At 75.1% G+C, this 25,453-nt stretch carries 26 protein-coding genes; 13 read left to right on the top strand and 13 right to left on the bottom strand.

What is annotated here, in order from left to right; translation table 11 throughout:
• Positions 1-6: 6 nt before the first annotated feature.
• A complete protein-coding gene (locus PUR56_RS40205; protein ID WP_329952600.1) occupies positions 7-996 on the bottom strand; it encodes a slipin family protein in 990 nt (329 codons plus the stop codon).
• 133 nt (positions 997-1,129) lie between these two features.
• On the opposite strand from PUR56_RS40205, the gene PUR56_RS40200 reads away from it, so the two are divergent.
• A complete protein-coding gene (locus tag PUR56_RS40200; protein WP_329952599.1) occupies positions 1,130-1,945 on the top strand; it encodes a uracil-DNA glycosylase in 816 nt (271 codons plus the stop codon).
• Positions 1,946-2,023: 78 nt separating this feature from the next.
• Here the strand turns inward: PUR56_RS40200 and PUR56_RS40195 are convergent, their stop codons facing one another.
• Together PUR56_RS40195 and PUR56_RS40190 are read right to left on the bottom strand one after the other, a co-directional pair.
• Complete coding sequence (locus PUR56_RS40195; protein ID WP_329952598.1) at positions 2,024-2,908, bottom strand: CHAD domain-containing protein; 885 nt, start codon at positions 2,906-2,908, stop codon at positions 2,024-2,026.
• 195 nt (positions 2,909-3,103) lie between these two features.
• Positions 3,104-3,490, bottom strand: a complete 387-nt coding sequence (locus PUR56_RS40190) for a hypothetical protein (RefSeq protein ID WP_329952597.1) — start codon at positions 3,488-3,490, stop codon at positions 3,104-3,106.
• A gap of 66 nt (positions 3,491-3,556) precedes the next feature.
• Between PUR56_RS40190 and PUR56_RS40185 the strand changes: the two genes are divergently transcribed.
• The 6 genes from PUR56_RS40185 to PUR56_RS40160 all read left to right on the top strand — a co-directional run bounded on the left by PUR56_RS40185 (position 3,557) and on the right by PUR56_RS40160 (position 8,510).
• Entirely contained in the window at positions 3,557-3,955 is a 399-nt protein-coding gene (locus PUR56_RS40185) for a hypothetical protein (protein ID WP_329952596.1), read from the top strand.
• A 465-nt stretch (positions 3,956-4,420) separates the two neighbouring features.
• Complete coding sequence (locus PUR56_RS40180; RefSeq protein WP_329952595.1) at positions 4,421-5,098, top strand: hypothetical protein; 678 nt, start codon at positions 4,421-4,423, stop codon at positions 5,096-5,098.
• 271 nt (positions 5,099-5,369) lie between these two features.
• Entirely contained in the window at positions 5,370-6,212 is an 843-nt protein-coding gene (locus PUR56_RS40175; protein ID WP_329952594.1) for a DsbA family protein, read from the top strand.
• A gap of 63 nt (positions 6,213-6,275) precedes the next feature.
• Positions 6,276-6,947, top strand: coding sequence for a vitamin K epoxide reductase family protein (locus tag PUR56_RS40170; RefSeq protein ID WP_329952593.1), 672 nt, complete (start codon positions 6,276-6,278; stop codon positions 6,945-6,947).
• A gap of 304 nt (positions 6,948-7,251) precedes the next feature.
• The gene (locus PUR56_RS40165; RefSeq protein ID WP_329884248.1) at positions 7,252-7,458 is read left to right on the top strand and encodes a hypothetical protein; all 207 of its coding nucleotides are present in this window, start codon (positions 7,252-7,254) and stop codon (positions 7,456-7,458) included.
• Positions 7,455-8,510 carry a radical SAM protein gene (locus PUR56_RS40160; RefSeq protein WP_329952592.1) on the top strand — a complete coding sequence of 352 codons (1,056 nt, stop codon included), beginning with the start codon at positions 7,455-7,457 and terminating at the stop codon, positions 8,508-8,510. The genes PUR56_RS40165 and PUR56_RS40160 overlap by 4 nt, the downstream gene beginning before the upstream one ends.
• A gap of 49 nt (positions 8,511-8,559) precedes the next feature.
• On the opposite strand, the gene PUR56_RS40155 is transcribed toward PUR56_RS40160, so the two are convergent.
• From PUR56_RS40155 to PUR56_RS40145, 3 genes are read right to left on the bottom strand one after another with little or no spacing between them, the layout of a single operon-like run.
• Positions 8,560-9,621 carry a serine hydrolase domain-containing protein gene (locus PUR56_RS40155; RefSeq protein ID WP_329952591.1) on the bottom strand — a complete coding sequence of 354 codons (1,062 nt, stop codon included), beginning with the start codon at positions 9,619-9,621 and terminating at the stop codon, positions 8,560-8,562.
• 58 nt (positions 9,622-9,679) lie between these two features.
• The gene (locus PUR56_RS40150; protein ID WP_329952590.1) at positions 9,680-10,216 is read right to left on the bottom strand and encodes a GNAT family N-acetyltransferase; all 537 of its coding nucleotides are present in this window, start codon (positions 10,214-10,216) and stop codon (positions 9,680-9,682) included.
• Between the two features lie 24 nt (positions 10,217-10,240).
• Positions 10,241-10,633, bottom strand: a complete 393-nt coding sequence (locus PUR56_RS40145; protein WP_329952589.1) for an ankyrin repeat domain-containing protein — start codon at positions 10,631-10,633, stop codon at positions 10,241-10,243.
• A 401-nt stretch (positions 10,634-11,034) separates the two neighbouring features.
• Between PUR56_RS40145 and PUR56_RS40140 the strand changes: the two genes are divergently transcribed.
• From PUR56_RS40140 to PUR56_RS40130, 3 genes are all read left to right on the top strand, one after another.
• Positions 11,035-11,229: a hypothetical protein gene (locus tag PUR56_RS40140; protein WP_327674940.1), complete on the top strand. Its 195-nt coding sequence runs from the start codon at positions 11,035-11,037 to the stop codon at positions 11,227-11,229.
• Between the two features lie 121 nt (positions 11,230-11,350).
• Positions 11,351-12,976 (top strand): hypothetical protein, encoded by a 1,626-nt coding sequence (locus tag PUR56_RS40135; RefSeq protein ID WP_329952588.1) that lies wholly within the window; start codon positions 11,351-11,353, stop codon positions 12,974-12,976.
• Positions 12,977-13,319: 343 nt separating this feature from the next.
• Positions 13,320-13,694 (top strand): RNA polymerase-binding protein RbpA, encoded by a 375-nt coding sequence (locus PUR56_RS40130; protein ID WP_030396357.1) that lies wholly within the window; start codon positions 13,320-13,322, stop codon positions 13,692-13,694.
• A gap of 182 nt (positions 13,695-13,876) precedes the next feature.
• Here the strand turns inward: PUR56_RS40130 and fxsA are convergent, their stop codons facing one another.
• The 5 genes from fxsA to PUR56_RS40105 all read right to left on the bottom strand — a co-directional run bounded on the left by fxsA (position 13,877) and on the right by PUR56_RS40105 (position 18,937).
• A complete protein-coding gene (fxsA, locus tag PUR56_RS40125; protein WP_329952587.1) occupies positions 13,877-14,455 on the bottom strand; it encodes an FxsA family membrane protein in 579 nt (192 codons plus the stop codon).
• 55 nt (positions 14,456-14,510) lie between these two features.
• Positions 14,511-16,172 (bottom strand): apolipoprotein N-acyltransferase, encoded by a 1,662-nt coding sequence (gene lnt, locus PUR56_RS40120; protein ID WP_329952586.1) that lies wholly within the window; start codon positions 16,170-16,172, stop codon positions 14,511-14,513.
• 125 nt (positions 16,173-16,297) lie between these two features.
• Positions 16,298-16,768, bottom strand: coding sequence for an N-acetyltransferase (locus PUR56_RS40115; protein ID WP_329952585.1), 471 nt, complete (start codon positions 16,766-16,768; stop codon positions 16,298-16,300).
• Between the two features lie 44 nt (positions 16,769-16,812).
• Positions 16,813-18,465: an amidohydrolase gene (locus PUR56_RS40110; protein WP_329952584.1), complete on the bottom strand. Its 1,653-nt coding sequence runs from the start codon at positions 18,463-18,465 to the stop codon at positions 16,813-16,815.
• A gap of 31 nt (positions 18,466-18,496) precedes the next feature.
• Positions 18,497-18,937: an Lrp/AsnC family transcriptional regulator gene (locus PUR56_RS40105; RefSeq protein ID WP_329884219.1), complete on the bottom strand. Its 441-nt coding sequence runs from the start codon at positions 18,935-18,937 to the stop codon at positions 18,497-18,499.
• Positions 18,938-19,166: 229 nt separating this feature from the next.
• Between PUR56_RS40105 and PUR56_RS40100 the strand changes: the two genes are divergently transcribed.
• Positions 19,167-19,619 (top strand): hypothetical protein, encoded by a 453-nt coding sequence (locus tag PUR56_RS40100; RefSeq protein ID WP_329884217.1) that lies wholly within the window; start codon positions 19,167-19,169, stop codon positions 19,617-19,619.
• Positions 19,620-19,774: 155 nt separating this feature from the next.
• Here PUR56_RS40100 and PUR56_RS40095 read toward each other — a convergent pair whose 3' ends face one another.
• The gene (locus tag PUR56_RS40095; protein WP_329884215.1) at positions 19,775-20,938 is read right to left on the bottom strand and encodes an acyl-CoA dehydrogenase family protein; all 1,164 of its coding nucleotides are present in this window, start codon (positions 20,936-20,938) and stop codon (positions 19,775-19,777) included.
• Positions 20,939-21,149: 211 nt separating this feature from the next.
• Between PUR56_RS40095 and PUR56_RS40090 the strand changes: the two genes are divergently transcribed.
• Together PUR56_RS40090 and PUR56_RS40085 are read left to right on the top strand one after the other, a co-directional pair.
• Positions 21,150-21,788, top strand: a complete 639-nt coding sequence (locus PUR56_RS40090; protein WP_443034627.1) for a uridine kinase family protein — start codon at positions 21,150-21,152, stop codon at positions 21,786-21,788.
• A 320-nt stretch (positions 21,789-22,108) separates the two neighbouring features.
• A complete protein-coding gene (locus PUR56_RS40085; protein ID WP_443034626.1) occupies positions 22,109-24,337 on the top strand; it encodes an AAA family ATPase in 2,229 nt (742 codons plus the stop codon).
• Positions 24,338-24,427: 90 nt separating this feature from the next.
• On the opposite strand, the gene PUR56_RS40080 is transcribed toward PUR56_RS40085, so the two are convergent.
• Positions 24,428-25,417, bottom strand: coding sequence for a reductase (locus PUR56_RS40080; protein WP_329952583.1), 990 nt, complete (start codon positions 25,415-25,417; stop codon positions 24,428-24,430).
• Positions 25,418-25,453 lie beyond the last annotated feature (36 nt).

Below are 25,453 nucleotides of genomic sequence, written 5' to 3'. Positions count from 1 at the left end.
GGCCCCTCACCGGGACCGCCCCGGTCCTCGCCACGCCTCCCCGGCCGCGCCGTCCCGGATCGCCGGCGGATCCGGCAGTGGGTCCGGCACCGGGTCCGGCGGCGGTTCCAGCGGCGTGCGCTCCAGGAGTTCGTCCAGCGGCGGCAGTTCGAGCTGCTCCGCGCCGTCGACCTGCGCCGTCGGAGCCGCACCGCCCTCCGGCCGTTCCCGCTCCGGCTCCCCGCCCCGGGCCGCGTGCCGGGTCTCGGTCGCACTGTCCAGGAACCGCAGCAGCTCCACCGGGAACGGCAGGACCAGCGTCGAGTTCTTCTCCGCCGCCACCTCCACCACCGTCTGCAACAGCCGCAGTTGCAGCGCCGCCGGGGTCGCGCTCATCACCGCCGCGGCCTCCGAGAGCCGCGCCGACGCCTGGAACTCGCCGTCCGCCGTGATGATCCTCGCCCGCCGCTCCCGCTCGGCCTCCGCCTGCCGGGACATCGAGCGCTTCATCGACTCGGGCAGGGCGACGTCCTTGATCTCCACCCGGTCGATCTCGATCCCCCAGCCGAGCGCCGGGCTGTCGATCATCAACTCCAGTCCCTGGTTGATCGGTTCGCGGTTGGCCAGCAGATCGTCCAGCTCGCTCTTGCCGATGATCGACCGGAGCGAGGTCTGTGCCACCTGGGAGATCGCGAAGTTGTAGTCCTGCACGTTCACGATCGCCTTCGCCGGATCCTCCACCCGGAAGTAGACGACCGCGTCCACCCGGACGGTGACGTTGTCCCGCGTGATGCCCTCCTGCGCCGGGATCGGCAGGGTCACGATCTGCACGTTCACCTTCCGCAGCCGGTCCGCCACCGGCATCAGGACCACCAGACCCGGCTCCCGCACCTCCGCGCGCACCCGGCCGAAGCGGAACACCACACCCCGCTGGTACTGCTGCACGACCCGGACGCTCAGGCCCGCCCAGAGCCCCAGCAGGAGGACGACCGCCAACACCGCATCGAGAACCAGCATCGCGGCCTCCTCGCGCGCACCTGCGCTCTCCGGCGGTCGCCGACCCCGGCCGGGCCGGGACACACCGCCGGAGCGGCTCGTCTCCACGCTACGCCTGCCGGACGCCCGCCGGAACGCGCCTACGATCGTTCCCATGCCCCAGTCCCCCGGCAGCGTCCCCGGCCCCGCCACCGGCAACGACCCGGCCACCGACCCGGACCACCCGCGCCATCCCGCCGAGGCCGCCGCCCGCGCCGACGGGCTCACCGCCCTCGACCGCGTCGTCACCGGCTGCCGCGCCTGCCCCCGCCTGGTCGAGTGGCGCGAGGAGACCGCCCGCACCAAGCGCCGCGCCTACCTCGACTGGGACTACTGGGCCCGTCCGATCCCCGGCTTCGGCCCGCCCGACGCCCCGCTCCTGCTGGTCGGTCTCGCGCCCGCCGCGCACGGCGCCAACCGCACCGGCCGCATCTTCACCGGCGACCCCTCCGGCGACCTGCTGTACGCCGCCCTCCACCGCCTCGGTCTGGCCGACCGCGCCGAGTCCGTCCGCCACGGCGACGGCCTGCGGCTGAACGGCGTCCGGATCACCGACCCGGTCCGCTGCGCCCCGCCCGACAACAAGCCCACCACCGCCGAACGCGACACCTGCCGCCCCTGGATCACCCGCGAGCTGGAGCTGCTCCGGCCCACCGTGCGCACCGTCGTCGCCCTCGGCGGCTTCGCCTGGCAGGCGCTGCTGCCCGCGCTCACCGCCGCCGGCTGGAGCGTCCCGCGCCCCCGGCCGGTCTTCGGCCACGGCGCCCACGTGACCCTGGCGGCCCGGGACGGCGGAGCTCCGCTGGAGCTGTACGGGTGCTACCACGTCAGCCCGCGCAACACGAACACCGGCCGGCTGACCGTGCCCATGCTCCGCGACCTGCTCCGCACCGCCGCCCGCACGGCCGGGCTCGCCCCCGCCGAGGAGTGACCCCGCGCCGCACCCCCACTCCCGGCGCCGTGCGCTCGTCCGCCCACCGACCCGTGAGCCCGTGAGCCCGTCCGCCCGTCAGCCGAAGCGGGCCAGCTTCGGCCGCGCCGCCCGCGCCCACACCTCCGGCAGCGCCCGCCGCGCGCGCTCCGCCGCCGCCAGCTGCTGCCCGTACAGCACGCCGTAGGCGAACGGCTCGCCCGCCTCGCCGGCCCTGCTCCGCAGCGCGGTCGCCGCCACCACCGCGTCCTGGTGCTCCCCCAGCACCTCCTGGACGGCCTTCATCCGCTCGACGTACCGCTCCGCCGGCCTCCCGACCAGCGGGACCGCCGTCTCACCCGCGTACCGGGCCCGCTTCGCCGCCTTCCGCGCCTCGTGCAACGCCCGGGCCCGGGACTCCGCCGTGTCCGGGCCGCCGCCGGCCAGCGCCGACCGCACCCGCTCCGCCGTCCGGCGCTGCTCCCGCGCGGCCACCCGGGCCAGCTCCGGTCCGGCCGCCCGGTCCGCCCGCGGGCGCAGCGGCGGATCGGCGAGCAGCTCCGCCAGCCCGCGCGCCAGGGCCTTCCGACGCGGGCTGTCCAGGGCGGCGACGACCTCCGGCCGGACCCGCCGGTACTCGGCCTGCCCCCACCGCTCCAGCTCCGCCGCGACGCGCTCCGGCCCGCACTCGGGCGGCAGCGTGCGGGCCCGTTCGGCCAACCGCAGGCCCAGCACCTCGCGGTCCCGGGCCTGCCCCAGGGCCGCCGCCAGCCACCGCAACTCGGCCACCAGCTCGTCGGTGGCGCCCGGCGCCAGCAGCCGCCGGTACGTCCGGAACGCACTGCGGAGCCGTCGGCAGGCGACCCGCATCCGGTGGACCGCGTCCGGCTCGTCCGCCCGCACCGCCTCGTCCAACCCGGCCAGTACCGCGGCCTGCGCCCCGATCCGCCCGAGCACGACGTCTCCCGCGGTGGCATCGGCCATCCGCCTCACCCCCTCCTGGGGCGTGTCTGACGGCTCCCGTCGGGCGGGTCGACGCCCGGTCCCGCCGTCGGGGCCCCGAACGCCTTCCAGGCTAGCCCGCCCTCCCGTCCCCGGCAGGACACGTTCGCGCCACCTTCGGACGGCAGGAGGCCGCGCACCGGACCGGAGACGGGCACCGGACCGAGCCGCCGCCCGCTACGGGCGGAGCTGGATCGCCAGCGACGCCGTGTAGCCGACCAGGGCGGCGAAGAAGCAGACCGCGGTGGTGTACCGGACGGTGAAGGGGAGACCGGCCAGCGCCGGGAAGAGGAGCACGGCGATGCCCGCGGCCGCGTCCGCGACGTAGAGGCCCCGCGGCGGCAGCACGCCGGTGCTGTGGGCCGCCCAGCCGGTGGCGACCAGGAAGCCGGTGATCAGGAGGAAACCGGACAGCAGGCCGGAGCCGATGCTGTAGAGGACGGGATGGGGCTCGGGCGGGTCCTCGCCCTCGGGGACGGCCGGACGCAGCCGGTGGGCGACGGCCAGCGCGGTGACGGCGAGGGTCACGGCCGCGGCGGCGCTGAGCATCGGGACGGGGTTCATCGGCGGCTCCGGGAGACGGTGACGTGATGGCCGAGGGCTGCGGCGAGCGCGGCCGGGAGGAGCACGGTGAGCACCAGGACGGCGGTCCACACGACCGGGTCCAGACCCGGCGCCGGGGCGTCGGGCGGCGGTGGCGCTGCGGCGACCGCGGCGGTCACCGCCGGGCCGGGCGCGGGGGGCGGGGCGGACGGCGGGGCGGGCGGCGGCGGAAGCACCGGCCGGGCGGGTGCCGCCGCCGGGGCGGCCGGCGGCCGGTCCGGGCGGGGTGGACCTGTCGGCGCGGGCGAGGGCACGGGCGCCGCACTCCGGACCGGGGAGGGTGACGGCGGGGCCGCGACCGTGACCGGAGCGGCCGGCACCGCCGCCGCCGCCGGCACCGTGACCGGCGTCGGCACCGTGACCGGCGTCGGCACAGCGGTCGGCGGCGGCACCGACGTCGGGGTCCACGTCGGCGCAGCGGTCTGACCGGGCGCAGCGGTCTGAGTCGGCGCAGCGGTCCACGTCGGCGTGGCGGTGGGCGACGGCACTGCGGTCGGCGACGGCGAAGGAGCGGGCGGCGACGGCGAAGGGCAGTGCGTCGCGGGGAAGGTCGGGTGCGCCGGCCACGACGGATGCGGCCACGACGGCCACCGGGGTGGCACCGGCGGCACCGGCAGCGGGGGCCCCGCGGGAACCGGTGGCCCCACGGGAACCGCGGCCTCCGGGCCGCTGGCATAGTCCATCGCCCGATTGTCGGACCGCCCCGGCTCCCACGTCAGCCCCTGACGGCCCGTCACCCACCCGTACGGCCGCCAAACCCATCCCCCCGGTGAACTCGCGGCCCCCGCACCGCGAACGAACGACCGATGCGGGACAATCTGTGCGCCGATTCCCGCCCCGCCCCCGACGCACCCTCGTGCCCGGTGTAAGCGTCGTGGCATACTCCGGGACGTGACGACTTCCACCGGTGCGACGAGGGCCCTGCGGGCCGCGGTGTTCACCGCGCTCGCCGTGCCGTTGTCCGCACTGGGCCAGGTGGTCATCACCGGTCGTCCACTGCCGATCGTCCTGGTGGCCGCCGCGACGGTCGTCGTCTTCGTGCTGGCGGCGGCCCTGGCCGGCGGCGAACGGCGGTTGCTGCACATCGCGGCCGTGATGGTTCCGGTCGAGCTGTTGCTCAACACCACCTTCAACCTGGGCCAGGCCGGCTGCGGCCCGGCCCTCGCCCCCGACCACCTCCCCGCCCGCGGCATGAACCTCCTGGTCTGTGGCGGCGGTTCGGTGGACGGCTCGCTGTTCTCCGGGCCGTTGGGGCACTCCGGGCCGCTGGCGCCCGCCGCCACCCAGCTGCTGCTCCTGCTGGTGCACCTGCTGGTCGCGCTGGCCGCCTCCGCCTGGCTGCGGCTGGGCGACGCCGCCCTGTCGGGTCTCGCCCGCGCCCTGCGCGTGCTGCGCCAGTCGCTCGCGGCCCCGCTGCGGGCGCTGTTCCTGCTGCTGGCCCCGGTGCCGGCCCGGCCGGTGCTGCGGGTTCCGCTGCCGGTCCCGGACCGCCGCCGACCGCGCCGCGAGGACGTGGTGCTGAGCCCGGCACCGCGCCGCGGGCCGCCGGTCCTCGCGCCTGCCTGCTGACGGCCCCGAGCCCGAAGTCCCGATCCCCCGGCTCCCCTAGCCCCGCGTTCCGAGCCCGCCGGCTCCGACCCCGCAGGGCCCGGTCCCGGCCGCCCCGACGCCCCACGGCGCGGGCTCCGATGGCCCCCGGGCGAGCTCCGCACAGGCAGCGCGCGACTCCGCCGTTCCACCGACCCCGCCCCTCCCGGCCCGCCGGCGCCCCGCGCCCGCGCCGCGCCGAGGCGGCCCCTTCCGCACCTCCCGGTGCGTCCCACAACGGAGTTGACCCGTCATGGCACAGTCCGACCAGAAGCCCGGCACCAAGCAGCCGTCCCGCAAGCAGTCCCAGAAGATCAGCGCCCGCGAGCGCATCCAGGAGGCCCAGCGCCAGGAGAAGCAGTCCGCCCAGCGCCGTCAGCGGATCGTCGTCGGGGTGTCGATCGTCGTCGTGCTCGCCCTGGCCGGGGGCACCGCGCTCGCGATCAGCGCGGCCGGCGACGACAAGTCCTCCGCGGACACGGCCGCCGCGGAACCCACCGCGCTGGTCGTCCCGGCCAACACCTCCGGCCCGGACGGAACGGTGATCACCTACGGCAAGGCGGACGCCGCGCACACCCTCCAGGTGTTCGAGGACTTCCGCTGCCCGGTCTGCAAGGGCTTCGAGGCCGCCAACGGCGAGGCCGTCAAGAAGCTGGCGGACGACGGCACCGTCAAGGTCGAGTACCACCTGGCCGCGTTCCTCGACAAGAACCTCGGCGGCAAGGGCTCGCGCACCGCGCTGGCCGCCATCGGCGCCGCGGCGAACGAGGGCGTCGACAAGTTCAAGGCCTACCACGACGTGCTGTACGCCAACCAGCCGGAGGAGCGCGACGACGCCTTCGGCGACGTCAACCACCTGCTCGAACTCGCCGACAAGGTACCGGGTCTGAAGACGGACGCGTTCGTCAAGGCGGTCACCGACCGGACGTACGCGCCGTGGGCGAAGAAGGTCGCGGACGCCTTCAACGACAGCGGGGTGACGGGCACGCCGACGGTGAAGGTGGACGGCAAGCCTCTCACGCTGTTCAGCGGGAACCGCGCGGTGACGCCGGAGCAGTTCACCGCCCAGGTGAAGCAGGCCGCGGGTTTGTCGTGAGCACCACCGGCCCGGCCGACTCGCGGCCGGGCCGGCCCCTTCCCACCCCCGGAGTGCTCTGCCATGACCGCCCCGACCGCCGTGCCCCGCTCCTCCCGCCCCGCCCCCGCCGACCCCGCCGACCCCGCTCCTCCGGGCCCGGCCCCGATCGGCGCGGGCCGCGCGTTCTCACTGCTCGTCCTCCTCGGCGGACTGATCGGGCTGGCCGCCTCGGCCGTCCTGACCTTCGACAAGCTCCGCATCCTGGAGGACCCCTCCTACATCCCCAGCTGCAACATCAACCCGGTGATCAGCTGCGGGTCGGTGATGCGCACCGAGCAGGCCGAGGTCTTCGGCTTCCCGAACCCGCTGCTCGGGCTGGCCGCGTTCGGCGCCCTGGCGGCGATCGGCGCCGGGCTGCTCGCCGGGGCGGCGTACCGGCGCTGGTTCTGGCTCGGGCTGCAGGCCGGCACGCTGTTCGGACTGGGCTTCGTGCACTGGCTGATCGACCAGGCGCTGTACGACATCGGCGCGCTCTGCCCGTACTGCATGGTGGTCTGGGCGGCGGTGGTGGCGCTGTTCTGGTACACGACGCTGCACAACCTGCGCTCCGGGGTGATACCGGTCGGACCGAGGTTCCGGGTGGTCGTGCGGGAGGCCGCCCGCTACCACTGGGCGGTACCGGTGCTCTGGGCCGCGGTGATCGGCCTGCTGATCCTCAACCGCTTCTGGTACTACTGGTCGACCCTCCTCTGACGGGGACCTCCGCGAGCTGACGCGACGTCAACTCCTTCGCCGGGGCGGCAGGGTCCCCGCCCCGGCGGAGCGGTTCGACCGGCCTCCCGCGCACCGCTGCTCCGCCCGGGTCGCACCCGGTCCGGCCATCACCTGCACGGGCGAACATCCCGCGCGGCCCGCCGGACCGGCCCGGACGATGGAGAGCGACCCCTCGCCCGAGTCGTCGTTCTCCCGAGGCGGGGTCGTTCGGCCGTCGGCCGGGCGCCGATCCCCGACGCTCCGGTGGCCCCGGCCGTCCCAAGCCTCCCGAGGAGAGAAGACCATGGCCAGTCAGGGACCCACCTTCGCCATCAGCACCGCGGACCTCACCCTCGACGACGAGGGGCGGGTGCACATCCAGAACCCGGAGCTCGCCGAGTCGGTCGTGGCCGCCATGGCCTCGTCGCCGAACGCGTCGGCCCGCGCGACCACCAACAACTGTCACGGCGGCAACTGCGCCAAGGGCTGCGGCAAGTCGGTGGAGAGGTGACCGGCTCCACCGGCGAACCCTCGCCCTTCGACCGGGAGTTCGCCGAATCCGTGCGCAGCGACCGGCTCCAGCTGATCCTGCTGCCCACCGAGCAGTGCAACTTCCGCTGCACGTACTGCTACGAGGACTTCGCGATCGGCCGGATGGCCCCCGAGGTGGTCGCCGGGGTGAAGAACCTCATCGACCGGCGCGCCGCCGGACTGCGGCACCTCCAGGTGTCGTGGTTCGGCGGGGAGCCGATGCTGGCCCGCCCGGTCATCGAGGAGGTGACCGCGCACGCCCGGGCGGCGCAGCGGCGCCACCCCGGCCTCGGCTACGAGAGCGACATGACCACCAACGGCTACCTGGTCGACGGCCGGACGGCCGAACACCTGGCGGGCCTCGGCGTCCGGGCCTACCAGGTGTCGCTGGACGGCCCCGCCGCGTTCCACGACCTGACCCGGGTGCGGGCCGACGGCCGGGGGACGTTCGAGCAGGTCTGGCGCAACCTGGAGGAGGTCCGGGCCGGCTCCGCCGACGTACGGATGCTGCTGCGGGTCCACCTCACCCCGGAGAACCTGCCGGTGATGCCGGAGTTCCTCGCCCGGATCCGGGACACCTTCCTCGACGACCCGCGGTTCTCCGTCTTCCTGAAGCGCGTGGTCCGTCTGGGCGGCCCCAACGACGACACCATGGACGTGCTCGACTCCGACGACGGGAAGATCGCCGGGCTGCGGGCGCTGCTGACCGAGGGTGGCGGCGAGGAGCGGCTGTTCGCGCCGGAGGAGGTCTGCTACGCCGCGCGCGCCAACTCGCTGCTGGTGCGCGCGGACGGCCGGCTGGGCAAGTGCACGGTGGCACTGTCCGACCCGGCCAACGACATCGGCCGGCTGCGGCCGGACGGCTCGGTGGAGATCGACAATCCGCGGCTGCGCCCGTGGCTCCAGGGCTGGGCCGCGCGCGACCCGGAGCTCAACGCCTGCCCGTACGCGGCGTTCACGCGCCAGTCGGAGCCGGAGCCGAAGCCGCTGCTCCAGATCTCGAAGCGCCCGTTGGCGGCGGCGTCCGTCTGACCGCGCCGGCCCGGGGCCCGGCCGCACACGCGCGGCCGGGCCCCGGGCGTCAGCCGAAGACGGCCCGCCGGAAGGCGTTGCGCAGATCGGTGAGCGGCTGGAACTCCCGGTCGTAGTGGACCTTGTTGGTGAGCAGCAGCGCCCAGCGGCCGAGCCGTCGGGAGATCCAGATCCCGGTGCCGGTGAAGCCGTAGTGGACGAAGGTGCCCTCCGCCGGATCGGTGCCGGCGGCGCAGAGCCAGGAGAGGCCCCTCGCGGGCTCCAGGCCGCCGGTCTGCTCGCGCAGCGACTCGGTGATCCACTCCTCGCCCCAGGGCAGGCCGGGCGGCGGGTCGAGCAGCGCGGTGAGGAAGCGTTCCAGGTCACGGGCGGTGGAGAAGGCGCCGGCGTTGCCGGAGACGCCCCCGAGCAGCCGGGCCGAGGGGTCGTGCACGACCCCGCAGAGCTCGGTGCCGGCCAGCTCCTCGTACTCGGTGGGCGCGGTGCGGGCGGCGAGTTCCGGGCCGAGCGGGCCGTAGCGGGTGTCGGACATCCCGAGCGGGCGCCAGACCTGGCGGGCGGCGAGCTCGTCGAGCGGCGATCCGGCCAGCGAGCCGACCAGGTGGCCGAGGAGGACGGCGGCCCGGTCGGTGTACTCGACGGCCGTCCCGGGCGCGCGGTACAGCGGGGCGTCGAGCACGCCGGCCAGGATCACCGCCGGGTCCCGCCCGTAGAGCTCGACGAACCGGGTGCGCAGGGGCATCCCGGCGGTGTGGGTGAGCAGCTGACGGACGGTCACCTCACCGGCGGTCCGGCCGGCGACCTCCGGCCAGAAGTGACCGAGGGGCCGGTCGAGCGGGAGCCGCCCGGACTGCCGGAGCACCCCGGCGCACGGCCAGAGCGCGACGATCTTGGTGATGCTGGCCACGTCGAAGAGCGTGTCGTGGTCCATCTCCCGCGCGCCGTAGGGGCCCTGGCCCAGCACCCCGGACCGCCCCCGGCCGCGGACGCCGCCAGCGTCACCGACCGACCAGACGCCACCGGTCCCGACGCCGGCCAGCCCGGCCGTCACCAGCCGGTCCACCACACCTGCGGGTGCCGCGAGTTCGGGCAGTGCTTCCGGTCCGCTCATCAACTGCCGCCCCCGTCTGCCGACTCCCCCGGGGGGAGCCTACCCGCGCGGGCACCGGTCAGACCGCTGCCGCACCGAACTCCTTGCCCATGCAGACCGACTGCGGGTGCTCGCGGTAGATGCCGAACTTCTGGATCGCCGCGTACCCCTCGGAGGCGTACAGGGCGATGGCCTCGGGCTGCTCGGTCCCGGTCTCCAGGACGAACCTGGTCCGCCCGGCCTCGGCCGCGGTCAGCTCCAGCCGGCGCAGCACCGTGCGGGCCAGGCCGCGGCCGCGCGCCCCGGGGCGGACGAACATCCGCTTCAGCTCGGCGTCGCCCGCCCGCAGCCCGTGCGGACCGGCCTCCTTGGCGCGCCAGCCACCGCAGGCGACCGGCTCGCCGTCGAGGTAGGCGATCAGGAAGAGGCCGTCCGGCGCCTCGAAGTGGTCGGGGTGCAGCTCGGTGAGGTCGCCCTCGCCGTAGCGGCGGACGTACTCCTCCTGCACCTCCGCCGAGAGGCGCTGGGCGTCGGGGTGGCCGTAGCCGGTGACGCGGATCTCGATGCTGTCGTCCTTGGCGTCCCGCAGGGCGCTGCTGCCGGTGGTGCTCTCCATGGTCGACAAGCCTACGGCCCCGGCTCAGCGACCCTCGAACCGGGCGACCAGCTCCTCCTTTCCGAACATCCGGGCGGTGTCGACGGCCGAGGGGGTGCCGGCGGAGGGGTCGGCGCCGCCGCCGAGCAGCACGGCGAGGACGTCGTCGGCCCCCTTGAAGACGGCGCCGGCGAGCGGGGTCTGGCCCCGGTCGTTGGCCCGGTTCGGGTCGGCGCCGCGCTCCAGCAGGGCGGTGACGGCGGCGGCGTGGCCGTGGTAGGCGGCGAGCATCAGCAGCGTGTCACCGCGGTCGTTGGTGAGGTCCGCCGGGGCTCCGGCGTCGACGTAGGCCGCGAGGGTCGCGGTGTCGCCGGCCCGGGCCGCGTCGAACAGCTTGCCGGCCAGCGCGATCACGTCGGCGTCGGGGGTGTCGGTCATCTCTGGGGCCTCTTTCGGGGTCTCGTCTCGTCCTGCGGTTCGGTGGTCGCGCCCGTCGCACCGTAGCGGCCGGACCCGTACGCGATCCAGCACGCTTCCGGATCCCGGATTCCGCCGCTCCCGCGCGTACCGCACGCGGGCCGGAAGGTTGCGCGCCCGTTCGAGCGAACTTCCGGGGACCCCCGGAAACTTCCCGACCCGCGGACGGGAATGTGTCGGCGCCCGGAACGGCGCGGCCCGCGGCTCCCCGGAGCCCGGTCCGCCTACCGCCACCCGGGTCACGAACCGGAACCATCAGGGAAAACCACCCGTTTGCACCGTTCCATCATCTATTACTTTTTGTCACGATTAAGGCACTTTCGGTAACACTGCCCCTGTCCCCCCTCCCCGAGGAGCAGAACGTGATCCTCTCGATTTCCGGCATCGTCCTGTTCGGCACCATCGCCTTTCTCTTCTTCCGCAGGGACGGACTAAAGGTCTCCCACGCCATCGTCTGCGCCCTTCTCGGCTTCTACATCGCCGGCTCCTCGATCGCACCGAGCATCACCGCAGGCGGCGCCAGCCTCGCCAGCCTGCTCGGCGGCCTCAAGTTCTAGCGCTTGTCCGACCCCGCCACTCCCCCGTACGGGCCCGGGCGCGGATCCCACCGCCCCCGGGCCCCGTCGTTGGATCAAGCCCAGTTCCGCCCGACCGTCCCATTCGCCCGGGGAGCCCGGAATGCCGCTCAACCGCCTACCGCTCAGCAAGGGCCGCGACCTCGTCCGCACGGCCGGCGACCACGCCTCCGACATGTTCGCGCCGCTCACCGTCATCGGCCGTGGCATGCGCCACCACGTCGCCTGGGCCAAGGCCCGCTGGCAGGCCACCCCCAAGGAACGCCGCGGGCCCACCGCGTTCCTGGTCGCCGCCATGCTGCTCGGGATCTACCTGCTGCCGCACGGCCTGCTGTTCGCCCTGGTGGCCCTGATGGCCAGCGCCGCCTGGGCCGGCCGGGGCCCCCGGACACCCCCCGGCCCGCCCGAGCCGGACGTCGCCGACGTCAAGCTCGGCGCGCTCTACGCCGCCCTCACCCCGTACCTGTCGGGGCCGGACGACCTCAACCCGCTCTACCGTCACGAGGGCGGCTACCAGGACGCCTTCGGCGGCTGGGAGTTCGACGGCGAGGGCCGGCTCTCCCGGCTGGAACTGGTCTACCCCGCCTACTTCACCGACACCGAACCGGCCGCCCGGGCCCGGGTCGAGCAGGTCGTCCAGGGCAAGGCCGGCCGCGCCCGGGAGTACCGCTTCGACTGGGACGAGGAGTCCAACAAGCTGCGGATCGCCGCGCTGGCGCCGCTGCCCACCGACATCGCCGCCCAGCGGTTCGTGACCGCGCCCGGCGAGATCGTGCTCGGCTTCACCGACGGGGACGGCAGCGCCCGGACCATCCCGGTCCACCAGGGCGGCGCCGTCACCCAGCAGCCGCCGGTGATCTGGCGCACCGGGCCGCGCTCCGCCGAGCCCCACCTGCTCGCCCTCGGCGTGAGCGGCTACGGCACCTCCAGCCTGATCCGCTCGGTCGCCCTGCAGGCGCTGCCCTACGCCGACCTGGTGGTGATCGACGGCGCCGGCACCGGCGAGCACGCCTGCCTGGTCAACCGCCCCGGCGTGCACACGGTGGAGACCAGCCTGCACGGCGCGCTGGCCGCGCTGCAGTGGACGGCCCAGGAGACCGAGCGCAGGCTCGGCGCCCTGAACGCGGCCCGGCACGCCGGCGTCGCCCCGCCCGAGGACGTCGTCCGCCCGCTCTGGCTGCTGCTCGACCACCCGACCGAGCTGAGCGAGCTGGCCCACGCCGAGGGCCGCCCCGACCCGCAGGACCTGCTGGAACTGCCGCTGCGGCACGGCCGGGCCGCCCGGGTCACCGTCGTCGTCGCCGACGACGTCGAGGCCCGGGACCGGATCACCCCGAGCGTCCGGGCCACCACCCGGGCCCGCGTGGTGCTCGGCCCGACCGGCCCCGCCGAGGGCCACGCCGCGCTCGGCACCCCGCTGGACATCGTGCCCGCCGCACACGCCCCCGCCGGGCGCGGCTACGCCCGGATCGGCACCGGCACCCCGGTCCGCCTCCAGGTGCCGGCCACCGTCGACCCGCTGGACGAGGACGCGCCCGCCCAGCTGCGGGACGCGGTGATCGCCCTGCTGCCGCACCGCGACACCCGCACCGAGGCCGCCGCCCCGGTCGAGGCGCCGCCGCGCCCGGACGGTCCGCCGACCGTGCCGGTGGAGCTCGACGCGGACCCGCGCGCCGGGGTGGACCTCGCCAAGGGGCCGTCCGCGCTACGCTTCCGCCCGCTCGCCTGACCCGCTCGGTCCGGGCCGCCGGGCCCCTCCGGCGGGTCCGGCCCACTCGGCCGGGCGGGCGGAACGTGAGGGCTTCGGGAGGGGCGGCGCAGGCCGCCGGTTCCCGCCCCGGTACGCTCGTCCGGGAAAGGCCGACCGATCACCAGATGTGAAATAGGTGACACCTGGGGTGATATCACCGGCCAGATGTGACAAATCGGGCGCCGGTGGGTACAAACAGGGGCGGCACGACAGACGACGCATGTCCCGGGACGGGAATCTTCGTCGGAAGCCGAGCGTTGACCGAACGACGAAGAACAACGACCACTAGTCCTGTGGGCCATAAGCCCGGGAGGCACGATTCATGAGCGAGCGAGCTCTCCGCGGCACGCGACTCGGGGCCACTAGCTACGAGACCGACCGCGGTATCGATCTGGCTCCGCGCCAGACCGTCGAGTATGCATGTCAGAACGGACACCGATTCGAGGTTCCTTTCTCGGTCGAGGCGGAGATCCCCTCGGCGTGGGAATGCCGCTTCTGCGGCCAGGAGGCGGTACTCCTCGACGGTGACGAGCCTGAGGAGAAGAAGACCAAGCCGACGCGTACCCATTGGGACATGCTGATGGAGCGCCGGACGCGCGAGGAGCTGGAGGAGGTGCTGGCCGAGCGGCTGGCCGTGCTCCGCTCCGGCGGGATGAACCTCGCGGTGCACCCGCGGGACACCCGCAAGAGCGCCTGACCCCGCTCCCGCGGCCCGGCGGGAGCACGCGAAAAGGGACCCTGGCCTCCAGGGTCCCTTTCGCGTTGCCCGCATCCTGCCCGGAATCGCCTCGGAGCTCCCCGGGAAGCCCCCCGGGGAGGGGCCACGGCCGCCGGGGGCGTGCGAGCCCTCCGGCGGCCGTGCGGCCGAGGCCGAGCCGGTCAGCCGTTGATCGGCGGGCGGTAGGCGGTGTCCGGGCCCTGCGCGTCGCGCGGGCCGCTGCCCGGCTCCACGACCTCGCCCTGGATCACCTTGCCGTCCGGGCGGTGGATGCGCAGCTGCTCCTGGAGCCGCATCGCGTCCGCGAACGGGTCGGCGCCGACCGAGGAGGTCGAACGCAGCGCCTTGTCCGCGAGCCGGCGGCCGGCCGCCCGCCAGAGCACCCGGGTCGGCGGGAACAGCAGGGTGAGCGCCAGGGCGTCCGAGAGGAAGCCCGGCACGATGAGCAGCAGGCCCGCCAGCACCGTGAGGCTCGTGCCGGTCTGCGCCTGCTGCGACTGCGGGTCGCGGCTCTGCTCGATCGCCGCCGACAGGGCCTTGAGTCCGGCCCGCTTGATCAGCGAACCGCCGATCACCGCCCCGGCGATCAGCAGCAGGACGACGGTCAGGCCGCCCAGCCAGGATCCCACCTGGACCAGCAGCCAGATCTCCAGGACCAGCCAGGCGGTGACCACCAGCGGCAGCACCCGCCGGAGCTTCGAGCGCGGCGCCGGACGGGCGGGGGTAGCTTGCTGGGTCACGGTACGAATCCACTCCTAGCGGTGCTCTGCGCGCCGCACGGGAGGTCCGAACCGGCTACGGCACCAACTGCTCCAACGATCGCCCGTCGGCCGGTGTTCCGTCGGTCCGCGCGCCGGCCTCCGGACGCCGGCGACGGGTGACCAGTACCGCCCCGCCGCAGGCCAGCAGGCCGGCCAGGGCGAGCGTCCACTCGGGCACGGCGCCCAAGCGGTTGGCGACGGTCGTGCCGTCGCGCAGCGGGACGGTGGCGGACAGCTCGGCGGCGGTCAGCTCCTCGGTCCGCTGGACGACCGTGCCGTCCGGGGCGATCACCGCGCTGATGCCGCTGGTGGCGGCGATCAGCACGGCCCGGCCGTGCTCCACCGCGCGCAGTCGGCTCATCGCCAGCTGCTGTTCGGGCTGGCCGGTCCTCGCGTAGGTGGCGTTGTTGGTCTGGACGACGAGCACCCGGGCGCCCTGGTCGACGGTGTCGCGGACGATCTCGTCGTAGGCCACCTCGAAGCAGATGACGTCGCCGATCCGGGCCGGGCCGAGCTGCATCACGCCGTTGTGGTCACCGGGGTAGAAGTCGCGGGCGACCCGCTGGAGCCGGGTGATCACCTTGGACAGCTGGTCGCGGAACGGCACGTACTCGCCGAACGGCACCGGGTGCTGCTTGGTGTAGGAGGCGCCGGGGCCGGTCCTCGGGTCCCAGACGATGCCCTCGTTCTGGACGTGCTGCTCGTCCGGGCCGTCGACCAGGGTGCCGACCAGGGTGGGCACGCCGATGGCCTTCACCGCCTCGTCGATCCGCCGGTAGGCGAGCGGGTCGCTGAAGGGGTCGAGGTCGGAGGAGTTCTCCGGCCAGATCACGAGGTCGGGCTTCTCGGCGCGGCCGGCCGCGATGTCGGCGGCGAGCTTCTCGGTGGCGGCGGCGTGGTTGTTGAGGACCATCATCGGGCGGCCGAGGAAGTCCATGCCGGGGTTGGGCACGTTGCCCTGGATGACGGCGACCTTGACGGTCTCGGCGGGCGCGGTCGGCACGGGCACGAGGAAGCCGGCGAGCATCACGGCGACGGCGCCGAGGAGCCCGGCGGCGGCCGGGCGCGGGTGCCCGGCGCGGCCCCGGCCGGGCAGCCGCAGGACGGCCCAGGCGAGCAGGGTGCCGGAGAGGGCGACCGCGAAGGTCACCAGCGGGGCGCCGCCGAGCGCCGCCAGCGGGGTGAAGGGCGTGGCGGTGTTGGCGAAGGCGAGCCGGCCCCAGGGGAAGCCGCCGAGCGGCAGCCGGTCACGGGCCCACTCCTGGGTGATCCAGAGGCAGGCGCCCCAGAGCGGCCAGACGGGCAGCCGGGAGGTGACCGCGAGACCGGCACCGAGGGCGGCCAGGAACAGCGCCTCGACGACCGAGAGGCCGACGGTGGCGTCCCAGCCGATCACCCGCAGCCAGCTGAGCAGCATCAGGAAGAACGGCAGTCCGAAGGCGAAGCCGGTCCAGGCACCCTGCCGCACGGTGCGGCCCCGGGTGAGGAGGGAGAGCGCGGCGACGCCGAGCAGCGAGAGCGGCCAGAGGTCGTACGGCGGAAAGGCCAGGGCGAGCAGGAGCCCGGCGAGCACGGCCAGTGCGGTGCGGGGCAGACCGGCCCGGACCTTGGCGAGCGCGCGGACGGCCCGGCCTTCGCGAGGGGTCCCGTCTGGGGTCTCGGATGCGGTCCCGGACCGCTCCGGGGGGACGGGCATGGCCACCGTCGCACCATCTCTCTCGGTGCCGCCGCGGAGGTGCACGGACGGCTGTTCGGACGCTGTCCGAAGAAGGTACCCCGTCAGGACACCGAACCGTGAGGTGAGGGTCGCTTCGTACCGCTTCAGCGCGGGCCGTAGCGGACCTCGCGCAGCGGCCAGTCGGCGTCGAGCCAGGCGGACACGGCGCGGTACAGCGGGGCGTCCAGCTCGGCGCGGTCGGCGCGGACCCAGGAGCTGACCTTGGCCACGGCCGGATCCTCGCGGTCCGGGTAGACGTAGACGCAGCCGATCACGGCGTCGCCGGGGACCTCGCGGACGGTGTAGGTGAAGCCCCTGCGGGCGGCGAAGTCGGCGGCGTGCCGGCGCAGGTCGGCGAGGTTGCGGTCGAGGGGCATGCCCTCGACCGGGGGCCAGTGGCCGTGGCCGAAGCCGGGGGTGGCGCGGATGTGTTCGATGCTGCCGCTCCAGGCGGCGTGGTCGGCCTCGTTGTGCTGCGCGCCGAGGGGCTCCAGGCGGAACCCCTCGGCGCGCAGCTCGCGCGGCACGGCGAAGCCGGCGGGGACGAACGCGGGTGCGGTGGTGTGATCGGTCATGCCGGTCACGCTACGGGCCACACCGCGCCACGATCATCCGCTTTTCACTCGGCGGCGCGGTAGACCGTGCGGCCGAGGACCACCGTGCGCAGGCAGACCGGCAGCGGACGGCCCGGGGTGAGGTCGGGCAGACCGGGGGTGCCGGAGCGCGGGTCGGTGGACCAGCCCGCCACCCGGGAGTCCGGCGCCTGGACGACCAGGTCGTCGGCGGCCCAGATCGCGTAGCTGGCGACGGCGCCGGGGACGAGCACGCCGTCGTGGTCCCGGCCGATCGCGCGCCAGCCGCCCCGGGTGTGGGCGGTGAAGGCGGCCCGGACCGAGATCCGGTGCTCCGGGGTCCGGTGGAAGGCGGCGGCCCGGACCGCCCCCCAGGGGTCGAGCGGGGTGACCGGGGCGTCCGAGCCGAAGGCGAGCGGCACGCCGACCCGCAGCAGGGCCGCGAAGGGGTTGAGCGCGGCGGCGCGCTCGGCGCCGAGCCGCTGGACGTACATGCCCTCCGGGCCGCCCCAGGCGGCGTCGAAGGCCGGCTGGACGGAGGCGGTGAGACCCAGCTCGGCGAAGGCCGCGACGGTCTCGTCGTCCAGCGCCTCGGCGTGCTCGACCCGGTGGCGCAGCGCCCGGACCCGCCCGGCGCCGACCCGTTCCCCGGCCGTCCGGACGCCCTCGACCACGGCGGCGACCGCGGCGTCGCCGATGGCGTGGAAGCCGGCCTGGAGCCCGGCCGCGGTGCAGGCCGCGACGTGGTCGGCGACCTGCTCGGCGGTCAGGTACGACGTCCCGGTGTGGTCGGCGTCGGCGTAACTGGCGTGCAGGCAGGCGGTGTGCGAGCCGATCGCGCCGTCGACGAACAGGTCGCCGCCGGCGCCGACCGCGCCGAGCCGGCGGGCGGTCTCCACGCCGCGCTCCCCCAACTCCCCCCAGTAGCCGAAGACCTCGGGGCCCTCGCCCCCGGCGGCCAGCGCGAGCAGGGCGGCGAGGTCCTCCTCGGAGGAGATCTCCGGACCGGCGCACTCGTGCAGCGCGCCGATGCCGAGTTCGGCCGCGCGGGCCAGGGCGGCGCGCTGGGCACGGGCGCGCTGCTCGGGGGTGAGGCGGGCCAACGCGGTCTGCCGGACGGCGTGGTGGGCGTCGCGGGTCAGCGGGCCGTCGGCGTGGTGGCCGGGGCGGCCGGCGAGGTCCTCGGTGAGCTCGCGCAGCGCGCTGGTGGCGAGGGCGGAGTGCACGTCGGTGCGGGAGAGGTAGACGGCCGCGCCCCGGGCGGCGGCGTCCAGCTCGGCGAGCGTGGGCGGGCGGCCCTCGGGCCAGCGGGTCTCGTCCCAGCCGTGGCCGATGAGCACGCCGCCGGGCACGTCCTGGGCGTCCACGAAGGCGGTGAGGGAGTCGAGGGCCGCGGCCAGCGAGGCACTGCCGGTGAGGTCGAGCCCGGTGAGCGCCAGCCCGGTGGACGTGGCGTGCACGTGGGCGTCGACGAAGGCGGGGGTGACCAGGGCGCCGTCCAGCTCGACGATCTCGTCGGCGGTCTGCGCGTAGGCCTCGGCGGCTCCGTCGCTGCCGACCCAGGCGACGTGCCCGCCCTCGACGAGCATGGCGGTGGCGAAGGGGTCGGCGGGGCTGTAGACGGCGCCGCCGCGCAGCAGGACGGTTCGTGGGCCCCTCCTGCCCGAGGGCGGGCCAGGAGGGAGGGTGCGTTCGGTCATGCGGCCTAGTCTGCACCTCCCCGGAGCCCGCTCAGAGCTTCGGGGGGCGCGCCTCGTAGGGGGTCGAGAGCACGACGGTGGTACGGGTGGAGACGCCGGCGGCGCTGCGGATGCGGGCCAGCAGGTCCTCCAGGTCACCGGGGGCGCCGACCCGGACCTTGAGGATGTAGTTCTCCTCGCCGGCGACGCTGTGACAGGCCTCGATCTCGGGCAGGCCGGCCAGCCGTTCGGGCGTGTCGTCCGGGGAGCTGGGGTCGAACGGTTTGACCGAGATGAACGCGGTCAGGGCCAGGTCGACGGCGTCCGGGTCGACGATGACGGTGTAGCCGCGGATGACGCCGCGCTGCTCCAGCCGGCGCACGCGCTGGTGCACCGCCGAAGTGGACAGGCCGGTCGCCTTGCCCAGGTCCGTGTAGCTCATCCGGCCGTCCTGGAGGAGCAGCTGGACGATGCGTTGGTCGAGATCCTCCACAAGGCGCAAACCTACCCCCTCGGGGGCGCACGCGGTGCCGGGGCGGGCGCACGCGGAGTCACCCGGGGCGCCACGGGGTGTCATACGGGCACATGCCGGGCGAATGTGGCGGACGACACACCCGGTGCATCACAGTGCGCCCGGCCGCAGGATTATGAGTCCGCGTCGGCGGGAAGTGCTGGTTGTGGCCCCGGGCGACCACGCCGGGCCCGATCCGAGGGGGATCACCATGCGCGTAGCCGACCACCGCCCGACGGGCGCGGACGACTCCCACGATACGAGCGACCGCGAGGACCTCGCGGTCCCCTACGACGCCGCGCCCGGGGTGGACCCGGGCGAGGCCGACACCTGGGAGATCTTCCGGGTGCACTGCCCGGAGTGCCGGCGTCCGATCGCCCTGGTGGGCGACGAGGAGCGGCTCCCGCAGCACGCCGTCCTGCCGACCGCCTGGCACCCCTTCTCCCCCGCGCTCTGCCCGGGTTCGGGCGTGCCGTCGGACGACCTGGCCGAGGTGGACGCCGCCGAGGACGCGGAGCCGACCGGCCTGGAGGCGCTGCTCGCCCTGCCCTCCGAACTCGACTGGCGCACCCAGCCGTTCTCCCACGCGATGGTGCACCGCCCGGTCCGGGTGGAGCCCGCCCCGGCCATCCCCGAACAGCGCAGCCGACTGACCCGGCGCTGAACGACCGCGCCCCGGGCGGCCGTACGCCGAACCACCGCATCCTGAACGGCGGCTTGTCCGAACGTCGTTGACGGGACCTCAGAGGAAGAGACACCTCCGGGCGTCGCTCCGCACCCTGGAGCGACGCCCGGAGGCCGTTCACGGGCCGCCCCCGCTCAGCCCTTGGTGAGGTGGCGGCCGATCACCAGGCGCTGGATCTGGTTGGTGCCCTCGACGATCTGCAGCACCTTGGCCTCGCGCATGTACCGCTCGGTGGGGAAGTCCTGCGTGTAGCCGTAGCCGCCGAGCACCTGCACGGCGTCCGTGGTCACCTTCATCGCCGCGTCGGTGCAGAACAGCTTGGCCATCGCCGCCTCCTTGGAGAACGGCAGCCCGGCGTCGCGCTTGCGGGCGGCGGCCAGGTAGAGCGCCCGGCCGGCCTCGATCTGGGTGGCCATGTCGGCGAGCAGGAACGACAGGCCCTGGAAGTCCGCGATCGGGCGGCCGAACTGGCGGCGGGTGCGCGCGTAGTCGACGGCCTGGTCGAGCGCGGCCTGGGCGACGCCGACCGCGCAGGCCGCGATGCCGAGGCGGCCGGAGTCGAGCGCGGCGAGCGCGATCTGGAAGCCCTGGCCCTCACTGCCGATCAGCCGCTCCCGGGGGACCCGGGCGCCGTCGAAGTGCAGTTGGGCGGTCGGCGAGGACTTCATGCCCATCTTGTGCTCCGGCGGGGCCGCCGACAGCCCGGGCTGGGTACCGGGCACCAGCAGGCAGCTGATCCCGCGCGCGCCCTCCTCGCCGGTCCGGACCAGCGAGCTGTAGAAGTCGGCGTGGCCGCCGTGGGTGATCCACGCCTTGGTGCCGCTGACCACGTACGCGTCACCGTCCAGGTCGGCGCGGGTGCGCAGGGCGGCGGCGTCGGAGCCGGACTGCGGCTCGGAGAGGCAGTAGGCGCCGAGCTGCTCGCCGGAGAGCATGCCCGGGAGCCAGCGGTCGCGCTGTTCGTCACTGCCGAAGGTGGCGAGCGCGTGGCAGGAGAGCGTGTGGACGCTGACGCCGAGGCCGACGGCCAGCCAGCCGGCCGCCAGCTCCTCCAGCACCTGGAGGTAGACCTCGTAGGGCTGCTCGCCGCCGCCGTGCTTCTCGTCGTACGGGAGGGAGAGCAGGCCGGCCTCGCCGAGCGTGCGGAAGACCTCGCGCGGGAAGCGGCCGACGGCCTCGTCCTCGGCGGCGCGCGGCTGCAGCTCGCGCTGGACGAGGTCCCGGGTCAGGCTCAGGAGCTCACGGGCCTCCTCGCTCGGCAGCTGGCGGTCCACGGCTTTCGCAGGGGAGGGGGTCATAGCGGCTGGTCGCCTCCTCGATCTGGCACCGGGCCCCGGGAGTGGTGGGCCCCGCGCGGGGTGTGGCAGGTCGGCCCGACCGGCACCGGATTGCGGTGAACGGCCGTTCACATACGTGGCGAAGTGAGTATGCCCGATCACGGCGCTGCCGTCACGACCTGCCTTCCCTCACTGTCCGCATCGGCGCACGGCCCCCCGTAGGGTTGACGTTGTGGCTTGTTCCGAGACCTCCGCTCCCCCTGTAGAGGGGCCCCGCGCGCCCGCTCCGGACCTGGGCGGCCTGGCCGCCGGGCTGCGGGCGCTGCCGCCCTCCTGCGGGCCCGTGCGGCTGGTCTCGGTGGACGGCCACGCGGGTTCGGGCAAGACCACGTTCACGGACCGGCTGGCGGCGGCGCTGGGCGGGGCGCCGGTGGTCCACCTGGACGACCTGGCCACCCACGCCGAACCGTTCGGCTGGACCGGGCGCCTGCGCACGCAGGTGCTGGAGCCGCTGGCGGCCGGGCGGGACGCCGCGTACGAGGTCTACGACTGGACGCTGCGCCGGTTCGCCCGCACCGCCGCGGTGCCGCTCGCGCCGGTGGTCCTGATCGAGGGGGTCGGCGCCGGGCGGCGCGCGGTGCGGCCGTGGCTGAGCCGGCTGATCTGGATGGAACTGGACGCCGCGTCGGCCCGGCGGCGCGGCGAGGAGCGGGACGGGCCCGGACTGGCCGAGTTCTGGGAGGGCTGGGCGTCGGCCGAAACCGCACATTTCGCCGACGACCCGAGCCGGCCGTTCGCCGGAAACCTGGTCGACGGAGTGACCGGACGGATCGCGCCGAGCACGTTCGGTGAACCTTCAACAAGCGCTTGACCTGCGGTATCTCCAGGAATTAGGTTCTCCCACGTTGCCGGGTTCGTTGAATCCGCAACCTCGGACCCGGCATCCCCGGCTTGTTCCCCCGTGAGCCGGGGGTGCCGTCCGTCATTCCTCCCCCGGCCCCGGCCACCGTCCAACGGCCGCACCCCCGATCGCATTTGACACCGTGCGGCACCCTTCCGGATCAGCGCCGCGCCGGTACGATTCCTGGCAGGCGCATAGGCGCCCCGGGGGTTGACGACCACCGGCCGGCTCCGCACATCGCCCCGCCGGCCGAGCCCCGAGCCACACCGCGGGGGGCGTGAGTGACGACGGTGGAGAGTTCCGACAGCAACAACGCGGGCGGCACGGCGCCGGACCGGCTCGCCGACCGTGCCTGGCTCCGTGCCATGGACGCCTACACGGCCGGCGCGTACTCCCGGGCCGAGGAGGAGTTCCGCGCCGCCGTACGGCTGGACCCCGGCATGGCCGACGCCTGGCTCGGCCTGCACGCGCTGCGCAGCGACACCTCCGGCGCGCTGCTCGCCATGTACCGCCACCAGAAGCGGTTCGGTGAACAACGCCGCCGGCACGGCCGGCCGCTCAGCTCCTGGTACTGGCTCGGCTGGTGGGTGCAGCCGGTCCTGGAGAACACCCGGGACCTGGCGCTCGCCCACGCCTCCCACTGGCTCGACGGGCGTCACCTCACCGAGCTGGACCAGGCCCTGGAACAGTGCCCGGCCCCCGACGACGACCCGTGCGCCCGGTTCCTGCACGCCTGCCGGTCCTACCTCCTGAAGGACTGGGAGCAGCTGATCAGGGACACCGACCGGCTGCTGGACGACCCGCTGCTCGGCATCGAGGCCGGACTCTTCGCCGGCATGGCGCGGGTCCGGCTGGACATGTGCGCGCAGGCCCAGGGGCCGCTCGCCGCGTCGCTCGCCCGCTGCCGCTCCGAGCAGCCGCAGCGCAAGGAGCTGCGGTACTGGCTGGCCCGCTCGTACGAGGGCGCCGGGCGCAGCGCGGCCGCGTTACCGCTCTACCGGGCCGTCCACCGGGCCGATCCCGCGTTCATGGACACCGCGGCCCGGCTCACCGCGATCTCGGCGGAGGACGGCGTCGCCGACGCGCTGCTGGAATCCGGCGCAGCGGGCGGGCTAGGCCGCGAGACGGGCCGCGCGGGCGGCCCGGAGGACGGGCTGGACCCCCTGGACCCCCTGGATCCCCCGGGTTCGCCGGGCTCCGTGGAGGCGCTGGACGCGCTGGACCCGACGGGGCTCGACCCCGTCGGCTACGGGGCCTTCGGACCGGACCCGGTCGGCGCGGAGGCTCCCGGCCCGGGCGGTCCCGGCGTCGAGGGGCTCGGCGGCGACGGCCTCGCCGGCGGGAGTCCGAACCCGGCGGGTGTCGGTGCGGAGGGGCCGGGGCCGGCCCTCACCGGTCCCGACGGCCCCGGCGGTTCGGTTGCGGATGTTCCCGGCCCGGACGCCGAGCCCTACCCCGCGGCGCCGGCCGCGCCCGCCACCGCGGGGACCGGCACCGACAACAGACCCGGCAGCGTGCCCGGTTCCACGGCGGGCGGCGGGCGCTCCGGTTCTTCGGCCGCTCCGCAGCCGGCCCCGGCCGCGCCGGCCGCCCCCGCCCCGGCCCGGGGCGAGGCGCTCCCCCGCACCGCGAACGCCTTCACCACGGTCGAACGCGAGGACGACCGGGGCGACTTGGACGCGGCCCTGGCCGAACTGTCGCAGATGGTCGGTCTGGAGCCGGTCAAGCGGCAGGTCCGGGCGCTCTCCGCACAGCTGCGGATGGCCCGGCTCCGCGCCGAGCAGGGCCTGCCGGTCCAGCCGCCCAAGCGCCACTTCGTCTTCTCCGGCCCCTCCGGCACCGGCAAGACCACCGTGGCCCGGATCCTCGGCCGGGTCTTCCACGCCCTCGGGCTGCTCTCCGGCGACCACCTGGTCGAGGCCCAACGGGCCGACCTGGTCGGCGAGTTCCTCGGACAGACCGCGGTCAAGGCGAACGAGCTGATCGACTCCGCGCTGGACGGCGTGCTCTTCATCGACGAGGCGTACAGCCTCTCCAACTCCGGCTACAGCAAGGGCGACGCGTACGGCGACGAGGCGCTCCAGGTCCTGCTCAAGCGCGCCGAGGACAACCGTGACCGGCTGGTGGTGATCCTGGCCGGCTACCCCGAGGGCATGAACCGGCTGCTCGCCACCAACCCCGGCCTCAACTCCCGCTTCACCACCCGGGTCGACTTCCCCAGCTACCGCCCCGGCGAGCTGACCGCGATCGGCTCGGCGCTCGCCGGGCGGGACGGGGACGGCTGGGACGAGGACGCCACCGAGGAGCTGGCCTCGATCTGCACCCACGTGGTCCGCGAGGGCTGGATCGACGAGCTGGGCAATGGCCGGTTCATCCGCACCCTGTACGAGAAGTCCTGCGCCTACCGGGACCTGCGGCTCACCATGCTGCGCGAACCGCCCGGCCGCGAGGACCTGGCCACCCTCCGGCTGCCCGACCTGGTCCAGGCGTACGGGGAGCTGATCGACGGCCGGAGCTGAACCGGTACCGGGCAGGCTGCGGGCAGGCACCGGGCCGGGGCGACCGGCCGGGGCGGGCCGCCCCGGCCGGTCCGGTCACCGGCGGCCCGCTCAGCCCGCCAGCACCTTCGCCTCCAGCTCCGGGTCCAGCCCCACCTTCGGCCGGTCCGGGCGCTGCGGCGCGGTGCCGCCGATCGCGGTCAGCCAGGCCCAGGTGTCGGCGACGGTCTCCGCCACCGGGCGGCAGCGCAGCCCGGCCGCGACCGCCTTGGCGACGTCGGAGCCGTGCATGGTGTCGTACAGCTCGCCCGGCGGGATCCAGACCGGCAGGTGGCTCCACGGCTCGACGCCGGCCGCCAGGATCGGCGCGGGCTCCGTCCAGCGCAGCTCGGCGTCCGCGCCGGTGGCCGCCACACAGGCCTCCAGCAGCTCGCCCATGGTCGTGTGCCCCCTGGGGCCGACCAGGTCGTACGGACCGCCGAGGCCGGCCGCCAGGGCGTCCAGCGTCCAGGCCGCGAGGTCGCGGGCGTCGATGTACTGCACGGCGAGGTCGCGCGGCCCGGGGGCCAGCACCGGGCCGCCGCGGGCGATCCGGCCGAGCCACCAGGGCAGCCGGCCGATGTTCTCGTACGGGCCGAGGATCAGTCCGGCCCGCACCAGCAGGGCCCGGTCGCCGAACGCGTCCAGCACCGCCAGCTCGCCGCCCCGCTTGGCCTGCGGGTACGCCACGTCACCGCCGTCGTCGGGCGAACCGTCGACCACCGGCGCGGTCTCGTCCGCGCCGGCCGGGGCCGGGTAGGCGTACACCGAGCGGCTGGACACGTACGCGTACCGGCCGACCCGGCCGGCCAGCAGGCGGGCGCTCTCGCGCACCGCCGACGGGGCGCCGGACCAGGTGTCCACCACGGCGTCCCACTCCCCCTCGGCGAGCGCCGCGAGCCCGCCCCCGGCCGTCCGGTCCCCGTGCCGGACCTCGGCCACCCCCTCCGGCGGAGCGTGCGTCCCCCGGTGGAAGACCGTCACCTCCCACCCTCTCGCCACCGCGTCCTCGGCCACGGCCCGACCGACGAACTCCGTCCCACCCAGCAGTAGAAGCTTCATGCCGCCCACCCTGCACAGAGGGTGGGCGGCATGGGA

It is taken from the genome of Streptomyces sp. BE303 (genome assembly GCF_036290945.1).
Lineage (GTDB): Bacteria > Actinomycetota > Actinomycetes > Streptomycetales > Streptomycetaceae > Kitasatospora.
The sequence above is the reverse complement of the archived record's forward strand: the minus strand, read 5'-3'. Positions and strand labels throughout refer to the sequence as shown.